This window comes from Moheibacter sp. (assembly GCF_049672845.1).
Lineage (GTDB): Bacteria > Bacteroidota > Bacteroidia > Flavobacteriales > Weeksellaceae > Moheibacter.
This window is the reverse complement of the sequence record NZ_JBATWT010000024.1, coordinates 209516-227640: the sequence shown is the minus strand read 5'-3', so window position 1 is coordinate 227640 and position 18125 is coordinate 209516. Positions and strand designations below refer to the sequence as shown.

Genomic DNA, 18125 nt, shown 5'->3' with positions numbered 1-18125 from the left:
ATCATTTTTCCATTCCAAATGTAGAATGTTTTGCTCTTTCTTTCCTACTTTTGAAGAATATCCTTATGAAATGAAAAAAGCTTCTATTCTGTCTTTTATTTTTTTCCCCCTTATTTTATTGGCCCAAAATTATCATCAATACGTAAATCCATTCATTGGAACCGGTGGTCACGGTCATACTTATCCGGGAGCGACTTTGCCGTTTGGGATGGTACAATTATCGCCCGATACGCGCATCGATGGAAGTTGGGACGGATGCAGCGGATACCATTATTCAGATGATAAAATTTATGGATTTTCGCATACGCACCTGAGCGGAACCGGTGTTTCGGATTATGGCGACATCATGTTGATGCCCACGATGGGAGTTGAATCATTTGAACCAAGCGAATATGCCTCAAAATTCAGCCATTCAAAGGAAAAAGCATCGGCCGGATTTTATGCGGTTCATTTGGATAAATACAATCTGGATGTGGAATTGACGACTTCTACACGCGTCGGATTTCACAAATATAAATTCAATGAGTCGGGAGAAGCCAACATCATTTTGGATTTGAAGCACCGCGATAAATTACGGGATGGAAAAATTAAAATCATTGACAACAAAACTTTGGAAGTTTATCGGAATAGCGAAGCTTGGGCAACAAATCAGCAGATTTGGGCAAGGATAGAGTTCAGTCAACCGATGAGTTTCGGGAAAATCAGTTCGCATCAAAATTGGGCGAACCTTAATTATACCAGTAAAATAATTGACAATGGAATCATCATTTCACGAAATGTGAAAGAAGGTGATGAATTATTGGTCAAAGTTTCGCTTTCTTTTACGGGATTTGAAGGAGCCAAGTTAAATGCCATGGAGATTAAAGACTGGGATTTTAAAAAGGTGAAATCAAAAGCCGCGGACATTTGGAACAAAGAATTATCCAAAATTGAAGTGAAATCCAATGATTTCGATAAACTGACTATTTTTTATACAGCACTATACCACACCATGATTCAGCCTAATATTGCACAGGATCTGGACGGAAAATACATGGGAAGGGATTTTAAAGTGCATCAAGAAACCGATTTTGAATATTTTACCGTTTTCTCGCTTTGGGATACTTTCCGGGCGGCGCATCCGCTTTATACTTTGATTCAGAAAAGACGGACGGTTGATTTTATCCAAACTTTTCTGACGCAATACGAACAAGGAGGGCGTTTACCGGTTTGGGAATTGGCTTCCAACGAAACGGATTGTATGATCGGATATCATTCGGTTTCGGTCATGGCCGACGCCATGATGAAAGGTTTGGAATTTGATTATGAAAAGGCTTTTGAAGCCGCCAAACATAGTGCTATGCTCGATGTTTTCGGATTGGAAGCTTATAAAAAGAATGGTTTTATTTCGATAGATGACGAACATGAGAGTGTTTCCAAAACCGTCGAATATGCTTATGACGATTGGTGCATTGCCCAAATGGCTTTAAAGCTCGGAAAGATGGAAGATTATCATTATTTCATGCAGCGTTCGCAAAGTTGGAAAAATCTTTTTGATCCGGAAACCAAATTGTTTCGTCCCAAAAAAAATGCTGCCTGGTTGACACCGTTTGACGGGCGGGAAGTGAACAATCATTTTACGGAAGGAAATAGCTGGCATTATTCGTTTTTTGTGCCACAGGACATTTATGGACTGATTCAATTTCACGGTGGTAAAAAGAATTTTGAAAGAAAACTGGATGAAATGTTCAAACTTCCTTCCCAAACCACCGGCCGACATCAGGTGGACATTACAGGTTTGATGGGGCAATACGCCCATGGAAACGAACCGAGTCATCATGTGGTTTATTTGTACAATTATGTGGGAAAACCGGAAAAAACCAAACAAAAAGTCCATTATATTCTGGATAATTTTTATAAGAATTCGCCGGACGGATTAATCGGGAATGAAGACTGTGGCCAAATGAGCGCTTGGTATATTTTGAGTTCCATGGGAATTTATGCCGTTACCCCGGGAGAAATCGGTTGGCAGACGACGGAACCCTATTTCGATGAAATCAAAATCAATTTTGAAGACGGAACTTCTCAAACAATTACCAAAAAAACACCCCAAGCTGAATTGCAAAATTTAGGATTTGCAAGTGTCCCGATGCTCATTCAGAAAGATCCGGAAGAAATAGTCACCGTTCCTTATTTTAAATTCAAAAACCGTTCGTTTGCAGAAGAAATGACTGTAGAAATCACATCTTTGAATCCGGAGGATAAGATTCAATATTTGATTGAGGAAGAGGGAAATTCTGATGGGAAAGAAATAGCAAAAGATTATACCAAACCTATTCTGATTAAAAAATCCGCTACCATAAAGGCGTATGTTTTAAAAGGAGAAACTCGAAGCAAAACCGTTTCGGCTCAATTTCATAAACGTCCGCATGATTATTCGATTCAAATCAAATCAAAGGTTCATCCGTTGTATACGGCCGATACGCCGGAAGCTTTGCTGGATGGAATCAAAGGGACTGAAAACTGGCGAAAAGGGGATTGGCAAGGTTATCAGGGAACGGATTTCGAAGCGGTCATTGACCTGAAAAAACCAACCAATATTTCCATAGTTTCCGCCAATTTTCTTCAGGATGCGCGTCCTTGGATTTTGGCTCCGAAATCAATGAAGGTTTATGTTTCCGTTGACGGAAAAACTTTTAATTTACTTGGAGAAGCAAATTCTTCCCTGAATCCTGAAGATGAAAAATTGCAAATTGAAACTTTAAAAGTAGAAGGAAATTCAAATGCAAGATTTGTAAAAATTATAGCGGAAAATTATGGTAAACTTCCAGCTTCACACATCAGCGCAGGCGAACCGGCGTATATTTTTGTGGATGAAATCACGGTAGAATAGCAGATCAATAGATTACTTGTTTGATAAAAAAACTTACAAATTGGTCAATTTCGTTTTCTAATTTGTCTAAATCTTCTTTGCGATATTCAAGAACTATATCATCTCTATCAAAAAATATATATAAATTATCAGTTTTAAATCTCTGATTATATAATTCTTTTATTTCGACTTTAAAATCGATGGTATTTTGGGATAGAAAAATTTCAAAATATATAAATGCACTTAGGGGTTCTTTTTCACCATCAGACATTGTTAAATCAGAAATATTTTTTTTGCTTGCATAACAGGTATAGACATCTGAAGTAAGTGTAGTTCTGCTTGCCATTTTAATGTCCCAGCCTAAATCTTTTAATCCACTTGTTTTGATGCCATCAATTTTCTTCATCAATTCAAATATATCCCTATTGGATATGTCAAATTGTACGGACGAAAAGCCATCCATATTTAACTTTAATTCATTAGTTGAATTTTGAGCGAAAATATATTGAGTTAATAGAACAAATTTTAAGAATAAAATAGTTTTTTTCATTTTCTTAATTCATTAAAGACTAAATTACTAAAACGGTTTGTTTCAATCCTTGTTGTACGCAATTCCAAAAGAAATTAAAAAAAGAACGGTCCTGATTCCGGATGACGGTTTCAATTCTTTCCTCTTTGTATTCATCTCTGGTATTGGATTTAACAAGAAAATTCCCCAAAGTAGAAACTACTTTTCTGACTTTTCCGGTTTCCGGATTGTAAACGGTTACTTTCAGGTCATCGTATTTCACACCGAAATCTCCTGTGGCATTGATGTCGTTTCCGGTAAAATTGAAATGTACCTCGCGCATATTTCCTTCGGCTGTGACGTGCAAATAAGGTTTCACAAAAGGAGTCATTTTTTTTGCGTCAAAATTGTAAATATTTCCTTTGATGTTGAACTTTTCTGATCGGTTCATAGGATTAAAAGTCCAAATGGCTTTCAGTCGGGAATCGTTCATGAAATTGGTGGTGATATCAGCACGGACATCGGGCACCGATGATTTTTTGAAACCGCTGTACACATTTTTTATGTTAGCGTTAAAATTGGAAAAGGTCAGTTTGCCGGCCCCTTTGCTGTCCAAGGTTTCTTCTTCATATTCGACTTTTGAATTTTTCAAGTCGATGTTTTTTACTTCGAGTGTAAAAGGCAAATCGCGCAGCAATTTACTGTACATCAGTTTTTTCTTAGGATCATCGGGCGGAATTTTACTGCGGTAAATATTGGCATGAACCGTTTCCAGATTCAGGTCGGGAATTTTGATGTAAAGGTCTTTTCCATTAAACCCGAAATCCAGATGGTTTGTGTGGATGGTTTTTGCTGTAATGGTATAAAAATCCTTTTCCTTTTTCAGACTTTTTACAAATTGATTTCGGGTTACCTTGGGTTTCATTTCAAAATTATTCAGTTTGAAATTCCCGTCTTCAAACGAAATATTTTTGGTTTTGAGACTGTAAACATTGTCGGGATTATAATCCAGTGCATCTGCCGTTAGCAGTACATTTTTGTAAAGGAATGGAATTTTTTGCAGGTAGGATTCAGGGTTGACCTCAATGTTTTTCATAGAGAAATTCAGGTTGCTTACTTTCAGCAGATTTCTATTTCCGTTCAATTTATTGAGTTTAAAATCCGCATTTTTGATGGCTAAATCTTTAATTTGAATTACATCAATGAATTCAGAAGCAGCTTCTTTGGTTTTTCTTTTTGCGGTTTCTGACTGAAAAGCGATTATTTGGGGATTATCAAGCAAGATGTTTTCCACCGTAATTCTTTCGCCTTTTTTGTTGTGGATTTTAGAAGCTTCTATGTTGAGGTTTTGGATGTCCCATGCGTTTTGTACGCTAAGTTGTGCATTTAGAAAATAAATTTTATTGATGTCCAGTTCAAAAGGAATCAGATTGGAGGGTTCGGACACCGAATCTTTTTTACGGTCGCGCGTTTCATAAATTTTCAGTCCTACAGAGTCAAACTTAAGGGTTTCCGCTTTGAAATAGAAATCATCGGATTGGTTATAACCCCAATCCAGACCCGTAAAAGTAACGGTAGGTGCTTTTGTTTCGGGTAGTATGTGATTGTGGTTTCTGAGTTCACCACTGGAAATACTATCAGGCGAACTGATTTCAAATCCGTTGAGAATAAACTGATTATTTGTGATTTTGAAACTGCTGCTTTTGAGCGATTGCAAAGGATTTACCTGGAAGAATACATCACCGCAGGTCAGTTTGAAACTTTTGTAAGTAAAAGGTATGTCTTTTTCAAGGGTTCTTTCTGACAGATTTACACCCACAAGTTCTATGTCCAAATCTTTTATATCGGAAACTTTGGTTTTGCGGTCAGCTTCAAACATTTTAAAATAAGCATCTGTAATTTTGAAATGGCTGACATGAATAATGCTTCCTAGTTTTGACTGGCTTTGTATAGTATCTTTTTCGGTTGATTTGTAATAAGTTACTTCGGGATTGTTGATTTTAATTGAGAAAGCGCTGAGATCTTTTTTTCGTAATAATTTCAAGAAATTAACACCCACAACTTGAATTTCTTCCACATCTGCAGTGAAGTCGATGGGAAGTTTTCCCGGGAAATTCTCTTTGGGTGTAACCGAAACACCTTTCAATGACAAACTGCTGTTGAGTAGAGAAAAATTTAGTTTTTCAAAAGCTAAGTTATAAGCGGTATCATTTTTTTCTTCAATGATAGCCGGTACTTTGGCTTTGATCCAGAAATTTAGGGCAAAATTGAGAATAACAAGAAAAAGGAAAATTCCGCCCATCCAATAGAGCAACTTTTTCCGGGGTTTAAAGTTTGGTTTCATATTTTTATCTGGTTAGACTCTATTGCAAAAGGTGTCCGATTCTTCCGCCATCACCTGCCAGATAAATCTTTTTGCCATTTCTTGCCTTTTTGCAGGTGTGGTAACCAGTTCCGGTCAGACTTTTCCATGTCTTTCCTTTGTCGGTGGTGATATCCACTCCTGTGAGTCCGCAGCTGATGGCTGTGGTTCCACTTTGTATGGCGACTCCGCTTTTATATCCGGTCGGAGGCACTTCAGGCGCCGAAATGACAGGTGTTCTCATGTCTTTGAGTTCAAAAATAAACAGATTGTTTTCAGAAGAGGAAGGTTTAAGATAGTCTCCACCAACAATTAAACCAAAATTATCAAGTGGATAATAATCCATTCCGTTTGCTCCCGAAGTAGGGGAATCTGTTTTGGGCAGAGGGACTTTTACAGCGGGTTTGGTATTGTACATGATGTGAGAATATTTCCCACCGGTTACGGCCAGAAAAGTGGTTTCGTCCAAAAGTTTAATATTGGAATTACTTGCTGCAAAAAAGGCTTCATCCAGCGCAAATACCGGAAGATCTGATGCCGGCATCCTTGTCCAGGTATCACCTGCATCGACGGTTTTCAATACATAAGGTTCACCATTAATTGGGTCGCCTACGACCATTCCGAGTTTGGGGTTGTATTCTGCAAAGTCAATATCATCCATAAAAACAGCCGGATCACTATCGTGATAAACTTCTTTCCAGGTTGAGCCGCCGTCTTTGGTTTTGAGAATAATTCCGGGTGAGCCAACAGCTATCACGATGGCTGTTTGTGGGTCGAGTGCAGCGATGGCACGAAAATCCCGAGATTCAAATCCGGGAGGGCTTACCCAGTTTACGGTTTTCAGTCCGTTGTAGCTTACCCCTACGGTTCCTTTGCTGCCGCTTACCCAGACAACAAAATTATCGACCGGTGAAAGGCCTCTGAAAGTCACATCAGGTTTGTCAAGGTTCAGGATTTTTACTTGTTGAGCAGACAAGAACATTGTCATTGAAAACATCAAAAGCATAAAGAATTTTTGTTTCATTTCTGACCCTTTTTAGATTAATGATTATTGTAATGGTTTGATGATAAACATTCCGTTGGATGTTACAGATTCTACTCTGATTTTGGTTCCGGTTTTTACGTTATGGTCAAAATCGGTGAGTGCCACCATAGTTTTCTGAACTCCGTCTATGTTAATTCTGATTTTTCCGGGATGGCTTCTTTTTCTGCCAATTTCTTCAATTACTTCACCGGTTGAATTCACATCTTGAGGTGATTCGGGAGATTCATTTTCTTTTAATTTTTGGGTGAAGTAGAATAATACTGACATCACAGCCATCAAAATAATACCGCTGACAACGCCCAAAATTACAGAAGTCGAAATATTATAATTCTGATAAAGTGCTGAAATTGTAACCCATCCGAACATGGAAAAGAAAGCAGTTATATTTTTAAAAGCCAGAAAGTTGGAGAAAATATATTTTCTCTTTTTGTCAGGCGTTTTTTTTATTACAGTAGAAGCAATCTGAATAAAAAATATAAGGGTAAACACGATGGAAATCAGCCACAGTATCTGTTCGTACCAATTTAGTGTTTTGATCCAATCAAACATTCCTCTTAGAATATAGAACTATGAATCTGCTAATTTAAGAATAATTCAGAACTTTTAACATTCTATTTGTGTTTTTTTAACATATCCATTAAGCCTACCTTATCTATTTTTTAACAGCATTGGGATTTCTTTTGCGTAATTTTGCAGTGGATTATGACGCGTTTGATTTTTTTTGTTGTATTTGCGATTGTTGCTGAGATTTATGCTTATCAGGCAGTTAAAACCAGTTTTAAGAATAAATGGGTCAGCCGGATTTATGTTTTGATTTCGGCAGTTGCTGCATTGTTTTTGATTTATTCCTTTTCAAGATTTGAGAGTAATTCCGGACAAACACATCAGACACTTATTACCATCGGTCTTTTCCTTTTGATTTATATTCCGAAAATGATTTTGGGGAGTTTTCTATTACTGGAAGACCTTGCCAGGTTGTTCTGGGCGGGAACTAAAGTATTTAAGCCCAAGAAGCCTGATTCAAAATATATTCCTTCAAGAAGAAAGTTCATCAGCCAATCTGCACTTGCGGTTGCGGCAGTTCCCTTTAGTTCATTTTTATATGGAATGGTGAAAGGGCGGTACAATTACCGGGTGATTCGTCAGGTGGTTTATTTTGATGATCTTCCCGATGAATTTGATGGATTTAAGCTCATGCAATTGTCCGATATTCATTGTGGAAGTTTTGATGATGTTGACAAAATTCAGTACGGAATTGATCTGATTAATCAACAAGATTTTGATATGTTGGTTTTCACGGGCGATTTGGTAAATAATTTTGCATCCGAAACAGATCAATGGATTGAAACTTTTTCGAAAATCAAACAACCAAAATTCGGGAAATATTCCATTTTGGGTAATCATGATTATGGTGAATATACCAATTGGGATTCCGAATCCGAAAAACAAACGAATTTCGAAGGCATTCAGGCAGCACATCCCAAAATGGGCTTCCGTTTACTAAACAATGAAAGAGTGGAGCTGAACAAGGGAAATTCCAAAATTCATATTTTGGGCGTGGAGAACTGGGGCAAAGGAAGATTTTCCAAAAAAGGAGATTTGAACAAAACCGCCGAAGGTCTGAATTCTAATGATTTTAAAATCCTTTTGTCACATGATCCTTCGCATTGGGATTTGGAAGGCATTCAACATCCGAGTAACATTCAACTGACTTTAAGCGGACATACCCATGGCATGCAGTTTGGGGTTGAGATTCCCGGCTTTCTGAAATGGAGTCCGGTTCAGTACGTTTATCAGCGTTGGGCAGGATTATATGAAGAAGCCGGGAAATATCTATATGTAAACCGCGGATTTGGCTATCATGCTTATCCGGGGAGAGTGGGAATCTGGCCTGAAATTACCCTTATTGAACTCAAAAAGCGCGTAAATTCGTAGATTTGCGGGATGATTTCATTTACCGAAGAAAATTATTTGAAAGCTGCTTATACTTTGTCTGAAAAGTCAGGTGAAGTTTCCGTCAATGAGCTGAGTAAAATGCTGAACATCAAAATGCCGACGGTCAACAGTATGGTGAAAAAGTTGTCGGAAAAAGGTTATCTGATTTATCAGTCCTATAAACCGGTTCAACTGACAGAGAAGGGCGAGAAAGCGGCTTTGCTCATCATCCGTAAACATCGCCTGACCGAAATGTTTCTGGTTGAAAAAATGGGATTTGGCTGGGAAGAAGTACATGAAGTGGCTGAACAAATCGAACACATCAAATCACCAAAGTTTTTCGCTAAAATGGACGAATTGCTGGATTATCCGACGGTTGATCCGCACGGCTCACCGATTCCCGATGCTTCAGGGAAAATCAGATGGAAGACTTATGAAACACTGGATAAGTTTAATGAGGGCGATAAACTCAAACTAGTGGCTGTTAATAATTCAAATGATGATTTTCTGCGTTATCTGAATTCCAAATCCATTACGCTTGATATTCAGATTGAGGTGATTTCACGTGAGGAATTTGACCAGAATATGACGGTTCACTTCAATGGAAAAACCGAAGTATTGAGTCCGAAAGTGACGGAAAAACTTCTGGTAGAAAAATTGTAATTTTGTCGAATGTTTAAGGATACGATTTGTGCGGCTGCGACAGCGCAGGGTGTGGGTGCATTGGGAATCATCAGAATCTCTGGTGAGGAAGCGATTTCCATTGTGAATAAGGTTTTCAAAGGAAAAAATCTGAGCAAAGTGGAATCCCATACGGTTCATTATGGTTTCATAGTAAATAGAAATTCGAAGCTCGAAGTTCAAATTTCGCAAGAAGAAATAATCGACGAAGTAATGGTTTCGGTATTCAAAGCGCCAAAGACTTTTACGGCTGAGGATCTGGTGGAAATCAGTTGCCATGGATCACCTTATATCCAACAGCAAATCATTGAAGTTCTGATAAAAAACGGTGCGCGAGTGGCACAGCCGGGCGAATTTACCCAGCGTGCATTTCTGAACGGAAGGATTGATTTGTCTCAGGCCGAAGCGGTTGCCGATTTGATCTCTGCAGAAAACAAAGCTTCGCACAAAGTAGCGCTGAATCAGATGCGCGGCGGAATTTCTTCGGAATTAAAAGATTTACGTGAAGAACTTATTAATTTCACGGCATTGATTGAACTGGAACTGGATTTTTCGGAGGAAGATGTTGAATTTGCGAACCGTGAAGAGCTTCGCTTGCTTATTCAAAATTTAAAAATTAAGATTCAGAATCTCGTTTCAACATTTGAATACGGAAATGCGATCAAAAACGGAGTTCCGGTGGCGATCATAGGGAAGCCCAATGCAGGAAAATCGACTTTGTTGAATGCTTTGCTGAATGAAGAAAGGGCGATTGTCAGCGATATTGCCGGAACGACGCGCGATACGATTGAAGAAACCATTACCATTGATGGGATTACTTTCCGATTTATCGATACGGCAGGAATCCGCGAAACTGAGGACAAAATTGAAGCGATAGGAGTGGAGCGTGCCAAAGAAAAAGTGGAACAAGCCAAAGTGGTCATTCATCTTTATGAGGACGATGTGGAGATTCTGAAAGAACTCAAGGATATTCTGGAAGACAAAATCGTTTTCAATTTGCTGAGTAAAATAGATAAGGAAGGTCACGACCGCGAACTGGATATTGAGTCCCTGGAAAGGGAGCATCCGAATTATCGTCACTTCGGATTATCGGTTAAACAAAACATTAACCTTGACCGTCTGAAGCAGGAGTTGGTAGAACAATTGCGTTCGGCAATCGGAGTAGATGAAAACTCAGTTATTATCACGAATCTTCGTCACAAAGAAGCTTTACAAAATGCACTGGAAACACTGCAAAACGTAGAAACAGGAATGAACATCGGACTGACTGGAGATTTGCTGGCCTTTCATTTGCGTGAAACCCTGACGCACATCGGTTCGATTACGGGACAGATTGATGTGGACAAGGATATTCTCGGAACTATATTCGGGAAGTTTTGTATCGGTAAATAATTTGCATAGAATTAACTCCATATTTCAATAAATTAGCCTTTATTCTGCTACTTCCGAAGTCGCGAATTCTTCCATTTTTATAATGAGATTATTTTCAACTGTATAGATTTGAACCCATTTTTGTTTGAGTTCCTTTCCTGATTTTCTTACGCGTTGGTGTTCGTTTCCAAGTACGGCAACCTTGTTACCCTGAATGATGAATTCCTCGGTTTCGAATTTCAAAACTTCGGTTCCTTTTAAAATCCGGGTGAAAAATTGCGAACGCCTTCTTTGCCTTCAAATGAACTTCTAGGAATTACCTTAGTTCCGTGATAAATCCAAAGAGAATCATCGGAAACAGTTTCGACTACTCCTTCAATATCACCTTTCCTAAAGGCTTCAAACATTTGATCCACAATTTTTTTTGGTGAATTTTCCATACAAATTGTTTTGGGTAGAATTTACGGAAATTTCAGCAAATCCGCATTGCTGTACAGAAAATTGAATTCAAATAAAATCCTTATCTTTTTGGCTAAAGGAAACAAATGAAATCTTCACATTCAAACTTTATCAGAGAAAGCAGGAAGCGCCTTAATATGAGTCAGCGTGAGCTTGCAGAAAAAGCGGGCGTAGGTGTGCGTTTTATCCGTGAACTGGAACATGGTAAACTCACAGTGCGTTTAGACAAAGTCAATCAGGTTCTGGCTGTTTTCGGGCAGAAGCTCGGGGTGATGGATTTGTCGGAGGAATAAAAAAATACCATCATTCTAAATCGAATGATGGTACCTCCTAACCAACCTAATCCTTAGAAAGCTTTCTGCTTTCCAATAGGACAAATTTAGGGTGGTTAAGGGGAATAAGCCTACCAAGAATTTGGTATTTTTAAAGAAATATTGCTTTTTTCTCAAAAATGATACTTCTGTAAGCCTTATGGGATGTGGATTTAGGTTTTTGTCTATTATTTAAAAGAAATTTTTGAGTTTTTCTATTTCCAGTTCTTTGAAATCGGTGACGACAGTATTGGCGAGCGAATAATCCTGTCCGTGTGTATTTGAACTTTTGAATCCTGCACAGAAGATACCTGCACGATGCGCAGCAAGGATACCATTTGTGGAGTCTTCGATGACCATACAGTTGGCGTTCGGTTCGTCTGCTATGTGGGCGGCACGTAAAAATATTTCGGGATGGGGTTTTGATTCTCTGAGTTCGGCTCCGCTTATTTTTCCGGAGAAATAAGGTTCGAGGCCGAATTTTTCAAAAACCATATCGATGGTTATCCGAGATGCGGAGGAAGCCAAGACGAGTTTTATATCATGCTGATGGTAATGTTCAATCAGGTTTTTCACGCCAGGGATTAAATCAAATTCGTCATCGGAATAAAAAAGTTCTTTAAAGAATTTCCTTTTGACGTTTTGTAAATCTTCAAAATTAGAGTTCAGACTGAATTTGTCAATGATGTTCTGACAGACAGTTCGGGTAGAAGCGCCGGCAAAGCTTGCATAGAGTTCATCGCTCACTTCTGCATTAAATTCTTTAAACATTTTGAAATAGGCTTTGCGGTGGAGCGGCTCGGTGTCCACAATCACTCCATCCATATCAAATAAAACTGCTTTAAGGAGCATGGGAAATATTTTGCAATAAAGATAAAAAAGACTACCAAGACTTAAAAGCCGATTGATTTGGAAATTTTCTATATTTGCTTTTCTCTATTTTGCTACAAAAGAATACTTTAAATGAAAAACCTCTTACTCACCCTGATTTTATTTTTTCCTTTTTCCCTGGCGCTGTCCCAAACTGTTTATAAAACACCATCAGGTGAAAAATACCATACAGCTACCTGCCGTTATGTTAAAAACGTTTCGGAATCCATGACAATTGAACAGGCGCGAAGAAGAGGGTTGAGTGCATGTTCACAATGCAAACCCGGCTCTTCTTCCTCATCTTCATCGGCCAGTTCATCAAATTCACTCGGTATCAAATCGGGAGAAGCCCAAGGAAGTACGAGTGAAACAGTTCGTTGCAAAGGAACCACCAAATCCGGTACTCGCTGCAAACACAAGACCCGAAACCGGAATGGTTACTGTCACCAGCACGAACCCCGATAAGCAAAAAAAAACCACCTCAAGGGTGGTTCAGATATTAAATGTTCAGGCGTGTTGCTCGCGGTGTTTTCCTTCATTAATTTCCTCCACGAGTTTGGCGTTAAAAGCAGGAAGGTCCTTTGGCGTACGGCTGGTGACAAGTCCGGCATCAACCACCACTTCCTCATCTCGCCAGTTGGCACCGGCATTTTTCAGGTCGGTACTTATATTTTTAACCGAAGTCATTTCACGGCCTTCTACTACTTGTGCATCAATCAAAATTTGAGGACCATGACAGATAGCACCCACCGGTTTCTTCTGCTCAAAGAAAGTTTTCACGAATTTCAAAGCGGATTCATTGGCCCGAAGTTTATCGGGATTTAAAACACCTCCCGGAACGACCAATGCATCATAATCTGATGGTGAAGCCTGATCCAGGGTTTTGTTGACTTCATATTCCGGGCCCCAGTTTTTTTCTGCCCAAGCTTTGATTTTACCAGTTTCGGGACTTACGATATCCACATTCCAGCCTTGTTTTTCCAAGTGTTCTTTTGGTGATTTCAATTCACTTTCTTCGAATCCGTGCGTTGCGATGATGGCAATATTTTTTGACATGATTTTAATTTTTTGGGTTAATGAATTATGGTATTAATGTTAGCGTTACTAAATGTTGAGGTCGCCTTCGCGCCCGATGTCGGGATTTTTTCCGGTAATTCCCGCGACTGTGGCTTTGAGGAAGGTAACGAACTTACCGGATTTGGTGTCCCAATAATGAGCTTCAATCGGATTGATTTTCAGAACGCAAATAGCGGCATCTTCTTTTCCGTTTTCAAAAAATCCGTCCATGGCTATATTCCAATACTTATCAATTTTGTCCTTGTCGCGGCTAAGCATAGTAGATCCGAAAATACTCAGGAAACTATAATTCTTGGGGTCGGAATATAAAAGGTTGACCATAGAATCTCGTTGCAGATGCTGGAAACTTTCACTTTTGTCCGATAAAAGAAACCATATATTTCCTTCATCATCTACTTCCTGTGTACTCATGGGGACAGCATGAATCTGACTGCTTCCAATTCCTTGCGTGCATAACATTGCGATGTCAATTTTGGTTGCAAGTTCCTTTAACTTATCGATTGCTTCCTGCTGATTTAAATTGTCTGTACTCATAATTTTAATTTTAAAGTTGTTTATACTTGATTTAGAATTAATGGGTTAGGACAACTTAGAAACAAGCAAATAAGAATCCAAAAAATTATTTACGGGAGATTTTTAACATTTTTGAAATGGATGAGAGAAAAATAATAAAAAAAGGACTGATGCTTAGAACCAGTCCTTTCATTATGTCTGATAAGAATATCAGCTGACAATTTTGACATCGTAATCGCTCTGGTGGCCAAGTCTGTCCACCGCCTGAATTACAATCATATCCAATTTTTTGCCGTCTTTGTGTTTTTGTAATGTCTGAATGGTAGTATTGGGTTCCAGAATTTCAGTTTCCCAGGTTTCTCCATAGCGTTTGTATAGCAACCAATGCGAAACATTGTCTTGCTTTTTCAGTGACCAGTTTACACGTACATTATTTTGTTCATCCAACAAGGTGAGCAAAGGTCTTTCCGAAATCAATGGTTTCAGCCAATGTGTTTTCGGAATCAATGCTTTCTCTTTGTAAGGACCCGATTTCAGTTGGTTTAGCATATTGGAATTCAATCCGGCATAACTCCAGTGCGCCACACCGGCGCTTTTGGGAACCAGTCTGCGGGTGATTTCAATCTGCCTTACGATTTCCGTTGGTTTATCGGCCGCTTTAATTTCCACGGTATTCAATCCCGGCCAAAGATGGCGGCTGTGAGTATTTTCCGATTCCCACCACTGAAGCAAGTCTGCAAAATTCTGTCGGGGCGCATCTACGGGCCAATAAAGCTGTGGCGTGAAATAATCAATCCATCCTTTGTTCAGCCAAAGTTTAGCATCGGCATATAATTCATCATATTGTGAAAGCCCGCTTACGCCGTTTGGATAACCCGATTTCCAGATTCCAAACGGACTGATTCCAAACTTTACCCAATATTTTTCTTTTTTGATTTCGTTGTAAATTCTTTCGATGATATTGTTTACGTTTTCGCGTCGCCAGTCGGCTTTGCTTAAATTTCCGCCGTTTCGTTGATAAGCATTCCAGGAATCTGAATCGGGAAAGTCCGCACCGTTATTATAGGATGCATAGGGATAAAAATAGTCGTCAAAATGGATGCCGTCGATGTCATATCTTTTCACAATGTCCGAAACAACATTGCTCACATGGTCTTGTGTTTCTTTTTTAGCCGGATCAAACCAATACATTCCGTTTTTCAGTCTTACTATTTCCGAAGACATCTTATTGACCATAGAAGCACCGTTGACTTTTCCGCCGTTGGAGTGGTGAGCCCGATAAGGATTTAGCCAAACATGTAGTTCCAAACCTCTTTTGTGTGCTTCTTCAATCCAGAATTCGAGCGGATCGTAATAAGGCGAAGGAGCCTTTCCGGTTTCGCCGGTCAGGAAAATTGACCACGGTTCATAAGGGCTGTCGTAAAGAGCATCGGCAGAAGGACGCGCCTGGAAAATAACCGCATTGAAATTGTTTTCTTTGAGCTGATCCAAAATTCTGATCGCTTCTGCTTTTTGTTGTTCAGTGGAAAGACCTCTTTTGGAAGGCCAGTTGATATTGGCAACAGAGGCAATCCATGCTGCACGGAATTCGCGGTTGACTTCAGGAAGTGCGATCTTAATTCTTTCTTCTTCCTTTTCTTTAGTTTTCTGAGAAACCGGTTTATGGTCCATGCGGGTACTGTTACCTCTTTTTGGCTGAGAATCTTTTGTGTCTTCCTTATCGGATTCCCTTACAGATTCTTTTGCTTCATCGACCTGTGGCGGAGTGCGAACGGGTTCACTGGTTCGGGTATCCGGATTTCTCACGCCCTGACTGGTACGGTGATCAGTTGTTCTTGTACGCGGTTGCGTGGTACAAGCGTGAAGAATCCCCAAGATTAGGATGGTCAGAATTAATGACTTATGATGTCTGATGTTCATTGTCGGATTAAATAATTAAGAATTCACAAAATAAACGATTTTAATGACGGCTTAGTATATTTATTTAGAGAATTTTAACCATGTTTTACACAGATTAACTTATTCGGATAAATACTGAATTATTTCACAAAATAATAATCAGATGAACGCTCGGCTTTTCTTGGTTCCGGCCATTCACCTGGTTTTCCTTCTTCATTGAGAGGCATGATTCGCTTTTCACGATTCACCATATCCGGTTCTTCAGAAGCCATATACACAAGGCTTGCCGCCAGAATGGTGTTGAATTTCAAATCATCAAAAACGATTTTGTCATAAGTATCGCGTTGTGTGTGCCAGGTATATCCGAAATATCCCCAGTTGAGTGAACCCATCATAAAGGCTGGAATTCCATGCGAAAGAAAGGATGCGTGGTCAGAGCCCCCGCTACTTGGCCATCCCGGATAAGTAGTTTCGATTTCTTTGGTGATATTGTTGGGAACTGCATTCAGCCAGCGAGAAAGGAAGTCGTATGATTTTTCAAAACCGCCGCCGTTAATTCGAGTAATTCTTCCGGTTCCGCTGTCAAAATTAAATACGGCTTGGGTGTTTTGAACAATTTCGGGATGATCCTCAACGAAGGCACGAGAACCATTGAGTCCTTGTTCTTCACTTCCCCAAAGGCAAACCAAAATCGTTCTTTTATTGTCCGGATAAAACTTCTTCAGCAATCTTGCAGCTTCCATTACGGTAATGACCCCGGTTCCGTTGTCCGTAGCACCTTGTCCGCCGTCCCAGGAATCGATGTGAGCGGAAAGGATTACATATTCGTTTGGTTTTTCTTTTCCTTTGATTTCGGCAATGGTATTGTAAACTTTGGCAGTTCCGTTAAATTTTGATTTGACATCAATGGACAATTTTGGAGCTTTTCCGTTTTCTGCCAGACGATAAAGTTGGTTGTATTCTTCGTTGGCAATGTCAATCATGGGAATGTTTTTGGTTTTTGCACCAAAAATACGGTTGGATCCCATGATGCCCGTCCAGTTGGAAATGGCTACTGCAACGGCTCCGTTTTCTTCCAGAAGGAGCGGAAGGCTGTTGTTATTATAACCGGTGAGTTCGATGGATTTCTTCCAGGCATCGGATTCATTTTTCTTTTCTTCTGTTATTTTTTTATAAGTTTCTTCGGTTCCGAATTCCTTGTATTGATAATCGGAACGTCCGTAATTTTGTTTCTGAGACATCAGCACGATTTTGCCTTTTACTTTTGGGAGCCATGATTTGAATTCGGCTTCGGAATTAAACAAAGGGAGTGCGATTACTTCGGCTGTGATGGGTTTTTTGGTGGCAGGCGACCAGGCAAGCTGCATAGCATCGAGGGATTTCACATAAGGAGAAATCATATCGATATGCGAAATGCCGCGTTCCCAGGCTTTCCAGGTTCCGAATGCTTCGTTATAAGCCGGAATTCCCCAGTTTTTGAAGGTGGCAACCGCCCAGTTGTGGGAATCTTCCATCTGGGATGAACCTACAAGTCTTGGCCCTATTTCATCCAGTAATTCTCCGGCTAATTTTTCAAGTTGAGAAGCGGAATTAGTTTCATTCTGAATTTTTTCTACTACGGGATTTAATTTCTTTTGTGCATTCAGGTTCAACCCAAAGGAAATCATCAGCAGAACCGAAAGAATTTTGATCTGTTTCATGTGTTATTTATTTAATTTTTAAAGATAATAGAATTTGTAAAAATTCCATAAAAAAAAGCACTCCGAAGAGTGCTTGCTTATCTTAATGAATTTTTATTTCGAATATTTCAAAATATCCTTCCCATCTGGATCCATGAAAATCAGTTGGTTGTCAAGGATTTTATAGGAATGAATTGAATTGAACATTTCCAGATATTCCGCTTCTTTTACTCCTTCACAATACATTTTGGTCGTTCCGATTCCGGAGAAACTTACTTTGTTCTGCTGGGTGGTAAAACTTCCAAACATTTGGTTACATCCGGTATTTCCGGTTAATTTTTTGGAAATAGCTTCCAAAGTCAGGGTAGGCTTTTTGTTAGGGAAACCATCGTCAATATTGGTTCCCGAAGTTTCGTCAATGTACGTCAAAGTCCAGGTTCCACTCAAGTCCAGGTTGAGTGTCTGATCGGTTGTGCTTCCTTGTGTGGTGCATGATTGGAATGCCAGCATTCCAAGAACCGCCGAAATAATGATTAGATGTCTCATAATTTTAAATTTTCCCTT

General features: G+C 39.3%; 18 protein-coding genes. 6 read left to right on the top strand and 12 right to left on the bottom strand.

What is annotated here, in order from left to right:
• Nucleotides 1–25: 25 nt before the first annotated feature.
• Complete coding sequence (locus tag WBF63_RS11665; RefSeq protein WP_424369896.1) at nucleotides 26–2872, top strand: GH92 family glycosyl hydrolase; 2847 nt, start codon at nucleotides 26–28, stop codon at nucleotides 2870–2872.
• Between the two features lie 4 nt (nucleotides 2873–2876).
• Here WBF63_RS11665 and WBF63_RS11660 read toward each other — a convergent pair whose 3' ends face one another.
• From WBF63_RS11660 to WBF63_RS11645, 4 genes are read right to left on the bottom strand one after another with little or no spacing between them, the layout of a single operon-like run.
• Entirely contained in the window at nucleotides 2877–3401 is a 525-nt protein-coding gene (locus WBF63_RS11660) for a hypothetical protein (protein ID WP_424369895.1), read from the bottom strand.
• Between the two features lie 19 nt (nucleotides 3402–3420).
• On the bottom strand, nucleotides 3421–5703 hold the full coding sequence (locus tag WBF63_RS11655) for a hypothetical protein (protein ID WP_424369894.1): 2283 nt from the start codon (nucleotides 5701–5703) through the stop codon (nucleotides 3421–3423).
• A 19-nt stretch (nucleotides 5704–5722) separates the two neighbouring features.
• Nucleotides 5723–6745, bottom strand: a complete 1023-nt coding sequence (locus WBF63_RS11650) for a WD40/YVTN/BNR-like repeat-containing protein (protein WP_424369893.1) — start codon at nucleotides 6743–6745, stop codon at nucleotides 5723–5725.
• Nucleotides 6746–6769: 24 nt separating this feature from the next.
• On the bottom strand, nucleotides 6770–7315 hold the full coding sequence (locus WBF63_RS11645) for a hypothetical protein (RefSeq protein ID WP_424369892.1): 546 nt from the start codon (nucleotides 7313–7315) through the stop codon (nucleotides 6770–6772).
• A 153-nt stretch (nucleotides 7316–7468) separates the two neighbouring features.
• On the opposite strand from WBF63_RS11645, the gene WBF63_RS11640 reads away from it, so the two are divergent.
• From WBF63_RS11640 to mnmE, 3 genes are read left to right on the top strand one after another with little or no spacing between them, the layout of a single operon-like run.
• A complete protein-coding gene (locus WBF63_RS11640; protein ID WP_424369891.1) occupies nucleotides 7469–8701 on the top strand; it encodes a metallophosphoesterase in 1233 nt (410 codons plus the stop codon).
• Between the two features lie 9 nt (nucleotides 8702–8710).
• Nucleotides 8711–9364, top strand: coding sequence for a metal-dependent transcriptional regulator (locus WBF63_RS11635; RefSeq protein ID WP_424369890.1), 654 nt, complete (start codon nucleotides 8711–8713; stop codon nucleotides 9362–9364).
• 9 nt (nucleotides 9365–9373) lie between these two features.
• On the top strand, nucleotides 9374–10774 hold the full coding sequence (mnmE, locus tag WBF63_RS11630; protein ID WP_424369889.1) for a tRNA uridine-5-carboxymethylaminomethyl(34) synthesis GTPase MnmE: 1401 nt from the start codon (nucleotides 9374–9376) through the stop codon (nucleotides 10772–10774).
• 39 nt (nucleotides 10775–10813) lie between these two features.
• Here mnmE and WBF63_RS11625 read toward each other — a convergent pair whose 3' ends face one another.
• Complete coding sequence (locus tag WBF63_RS11625) at nucleotides 10814–10996, bottom strand: nuclear transport factor 2 family protein (RefSeq protein WP_424369888.1); 183 nt, start codon at nucleotides 10994–10996, stop codon at nucleotides 10814–10816.
• A 14-nt stretch (nucleotides 10997–11010) separates the two neighbouring features.
• The gene (locus WBF63_RS11620) at nucleotides 11011–11193 is read right to left on the bottom strand and encodes a nuclear transport factor 2 family protein (RefSeq protein WP_424369887.1); all 183 of its coding nucleotides are present in this window, start codon (nucleotides 11191–11193) and stop codon (nucleotides 11011–11013) included.
• Nucleotides 11194–11298: 105 nt separating this feature from the next.
• On the opposite strand from WBF63_RS11620, the gene WBF63_RS11615 reads away from it, so the two are divergent.
• Complete coding sequence (locus tag WBF63_RS11615; protein WP_424369886.1) at nucleotides 11299–11505, top strand: type II toxin-antitoxin system Y4mF family antitoxin; 207 nt, start codon at nucleotides 11299–11301, stop codon at nucleotides 11503–11505.
• 210 nt (nucleotides 11506–11715) lie between these two features.
• On the opposite strand, the gene WBF63_RS11610 is transcribed toward WBF63_RS11615, so the two are convergent.
• A complete protein-coding gene (locus tag WBF63_RS11610) occupies nucleotides 11716–12375 on the bottom strand; it encodes an HAD family hydrolase (protein WP_424369885.1) in 660 nt (219 codons plus the stop codon).
• Nucleotides 12376–12486: 111 nt separating this feature from the next.
• Here WBF63_RS11610 and WBF63_RS11605 point away from each other — a divergent pair, with 111 nt between their 5' ends.
• Nucleotides 12487–12858, top strand: coding sequence for a DUF5763 domain-containing protein (locus tag WBF63_RS11605; RefSeq protein WP_424369884.1), 372 nt, complete (start codon nucleotides 12487–12489; stop codon nucleotides 12856–12858).
• A gap of 42 nt (nucleotides 12859–12900) precedes the next feature.
• Here WBF63_RS11605 and WBF63_RS11600 read toward each other — a convergent pair whose 3' ends face one another.
• The 5 genes from WBF63_RS11600 to WBF63_RS11580 form a co-directional block, all read right to left on the bottom strand.
• Entirely contained in the window at nucleotides 12901–13449 is a 549-nt protein-coding gene (locus WBF63_RS11600) for a type 1 glutamine amidotransferase domain-containing protein (RefSeq protein ID WP_424369883.1), read from the bottom strand.
• A gap of 48 nt (nucleotides 13450–13497) precedes the next feature.
• Entirely contained in the window at nucleotides 13498–14004 is a 507-nt protein-coding gene (locus WBF63_RS11595; RefSeq protein WP_424369882.1) for a pyridoxamine 5'-phosphate oxidase family protein, read from the bottom strand.
• Nucleotides 14005–14193: 189 nt separating this feature from the next.
• Nucleotides 14194–15903: a glycoside hydrolase family 10 protein gene (locus tag WBF63_RS11590; RefSeq protein WP_424369881.1), complete on the bottom strand. Its 1710-nt coding sequence runs from the start codon at nucleotides 15901–15903 to the stop codon at nucleotides 14194–14196.
• Nucleotides 15904–16022: 119 nt separating this feature from the next.
• On the bottom strand, nucleotides 16023–17582 hold the full coding sequence (locus WBF63_RS11585) for a M20/M25/M40 family metallo-hydrolase (RefSeq protein ID WP_424369880.1): 1560 nt from the start codon (nucleotides 17580–17582) through the stop codon (nucleotides 16023–16025).
• A gap of 93 nt (nucleotides 17583–17675) precedes the next feature.
• On the bottom strand, nucleotides 17676–18107 hold the full coding sequence (locus WBF63_RS11580) for an META domain-containing protein (RefSeq protein ID WP_424369879.1): 432 nt from the start codon (nucleotides 18105–18107) through the stop codon (nucleotides 17676–17678).
• Nucleotides 18108–18125 lie beyond the last annotated feature (18 nt).

Bases quoted from the DNA above. Each gene is read 5' to 3' on its own strand.
- WBF63_RS11635 (WP_424369890.1), top strand. From the start codon at position 8,711: ATGATTTCATTTACCGAAGAAAATTATTTGAAAGCTGCTTATACTTTG.
- mnmE (WP_424369889.1), top strand. From the start codon at position 9,374: ATGTTTAAGGATACGATTTGTGCGGCTGCGACAGCGCAGGGTGTGGGT.
- WBF63_RS11585 (WP_424369880.1), bottom strand. From the start codon at position 17,582: ATGAAACAGATCAAAATTCTTTCGGTTCTGCTGATGATTTCCTTTGGG.
- WBF63_RS11640 (WP_424369891.1), top strand. From the start codon at position 7,469: ATGACGCGTTTGATTTTTTTTGTTGTATTTGCGATTGTTGCTGAGATT.
- WBF63_RS11655 (WP_424369894.1), bottom strand. From the start codon at position 5,703: ATGAAACCAAACTTTAAACCCCGGAAAAAGTTGCTCTATTGGATGGGC.
- WBF63_RS11665 (WP_424369896.1), top strand. From the start codon at position 26: ATGTTTTGCTCTTTCTTTCCTACTTTTGAAGAATATCCTTATGAAATG.
- WBF63_RS11620 (WP_424369887.1), bottom strand. From the start codon at position 11,193: ATGGAAAATTCACCAAAAAAAATTGTGGATCAAATGTTTGAAGCCTTT.
- WBF63_RS11605 (WP_424369884.1), top strand. From the start codon at position 12,487: ATGAAAAACCTCTTACTCACCCTGATTTTATTTTTTCCTTTTTCCCTG.
- WBF63_RS11595 (WP_424369882.1), bottom strand. From the start codon at position 14,004: ATGAGTACAGACAATTTAAATCAGCAGGAAGCAATCGATAAGTTAAAG.
- WBF63_RS11660 (WP_424369895.1), bottom strand. From the start codon at position 3,401: ATGAAAAAAACTATTTTATTCTTAAAATTTGTTCTATTAACTCAATAT.
- WBF63_RS11590 (WP_424369881.1), bottom strand. From the start codon at position 15,903: ATGAACATCAGACATCATAAGTCATTAATTCTGACCATCCTAATCTTG.
- WBF63_RS11600 (WP_424369883.1), bottom strand. From the start codon at position 13,449: ATGTCAAAAAATATTGCCATCATCGCAACGCACGGATTCGAAGAAAGT.
- WBF63_RS11650 (WP_424369893.1), bottom strand. From the start codon at position 6,745: ATGAAACAAAAATTCTTTATGCTTTTGATGTTTTCAATGACAATGTTC.
- WBF63_RS11615 (WP_424369886.1), top strand. From the start codon at position 11,299: ATGAAATCTTCACATTCAAACTTTATCAGAGAAAGCAGGAAGCGCCTT.
- WBF63_RS11645 (WP_424369892.1), bottom strand. From the start codon at position 7,315: ATGTTTGATTGGATCAAAACACTAAATTGGTACGAACAGATACTGTGG.
- WBF63_RS11580 (WP_424369879.1), bottom strand. From the start codon at position 18,107: ATGAGACATCTAATCATTATTTCGGCGGTTCTTGGAATGCTGGCATTC.
- WBF63_RS11610 (WP_424369885.1), bottom strand. From the start codon at position 12,375: ATGCTCCTTAAAGCAGTTTTATTTGATATGGATGGAGTGATTGTGGAC.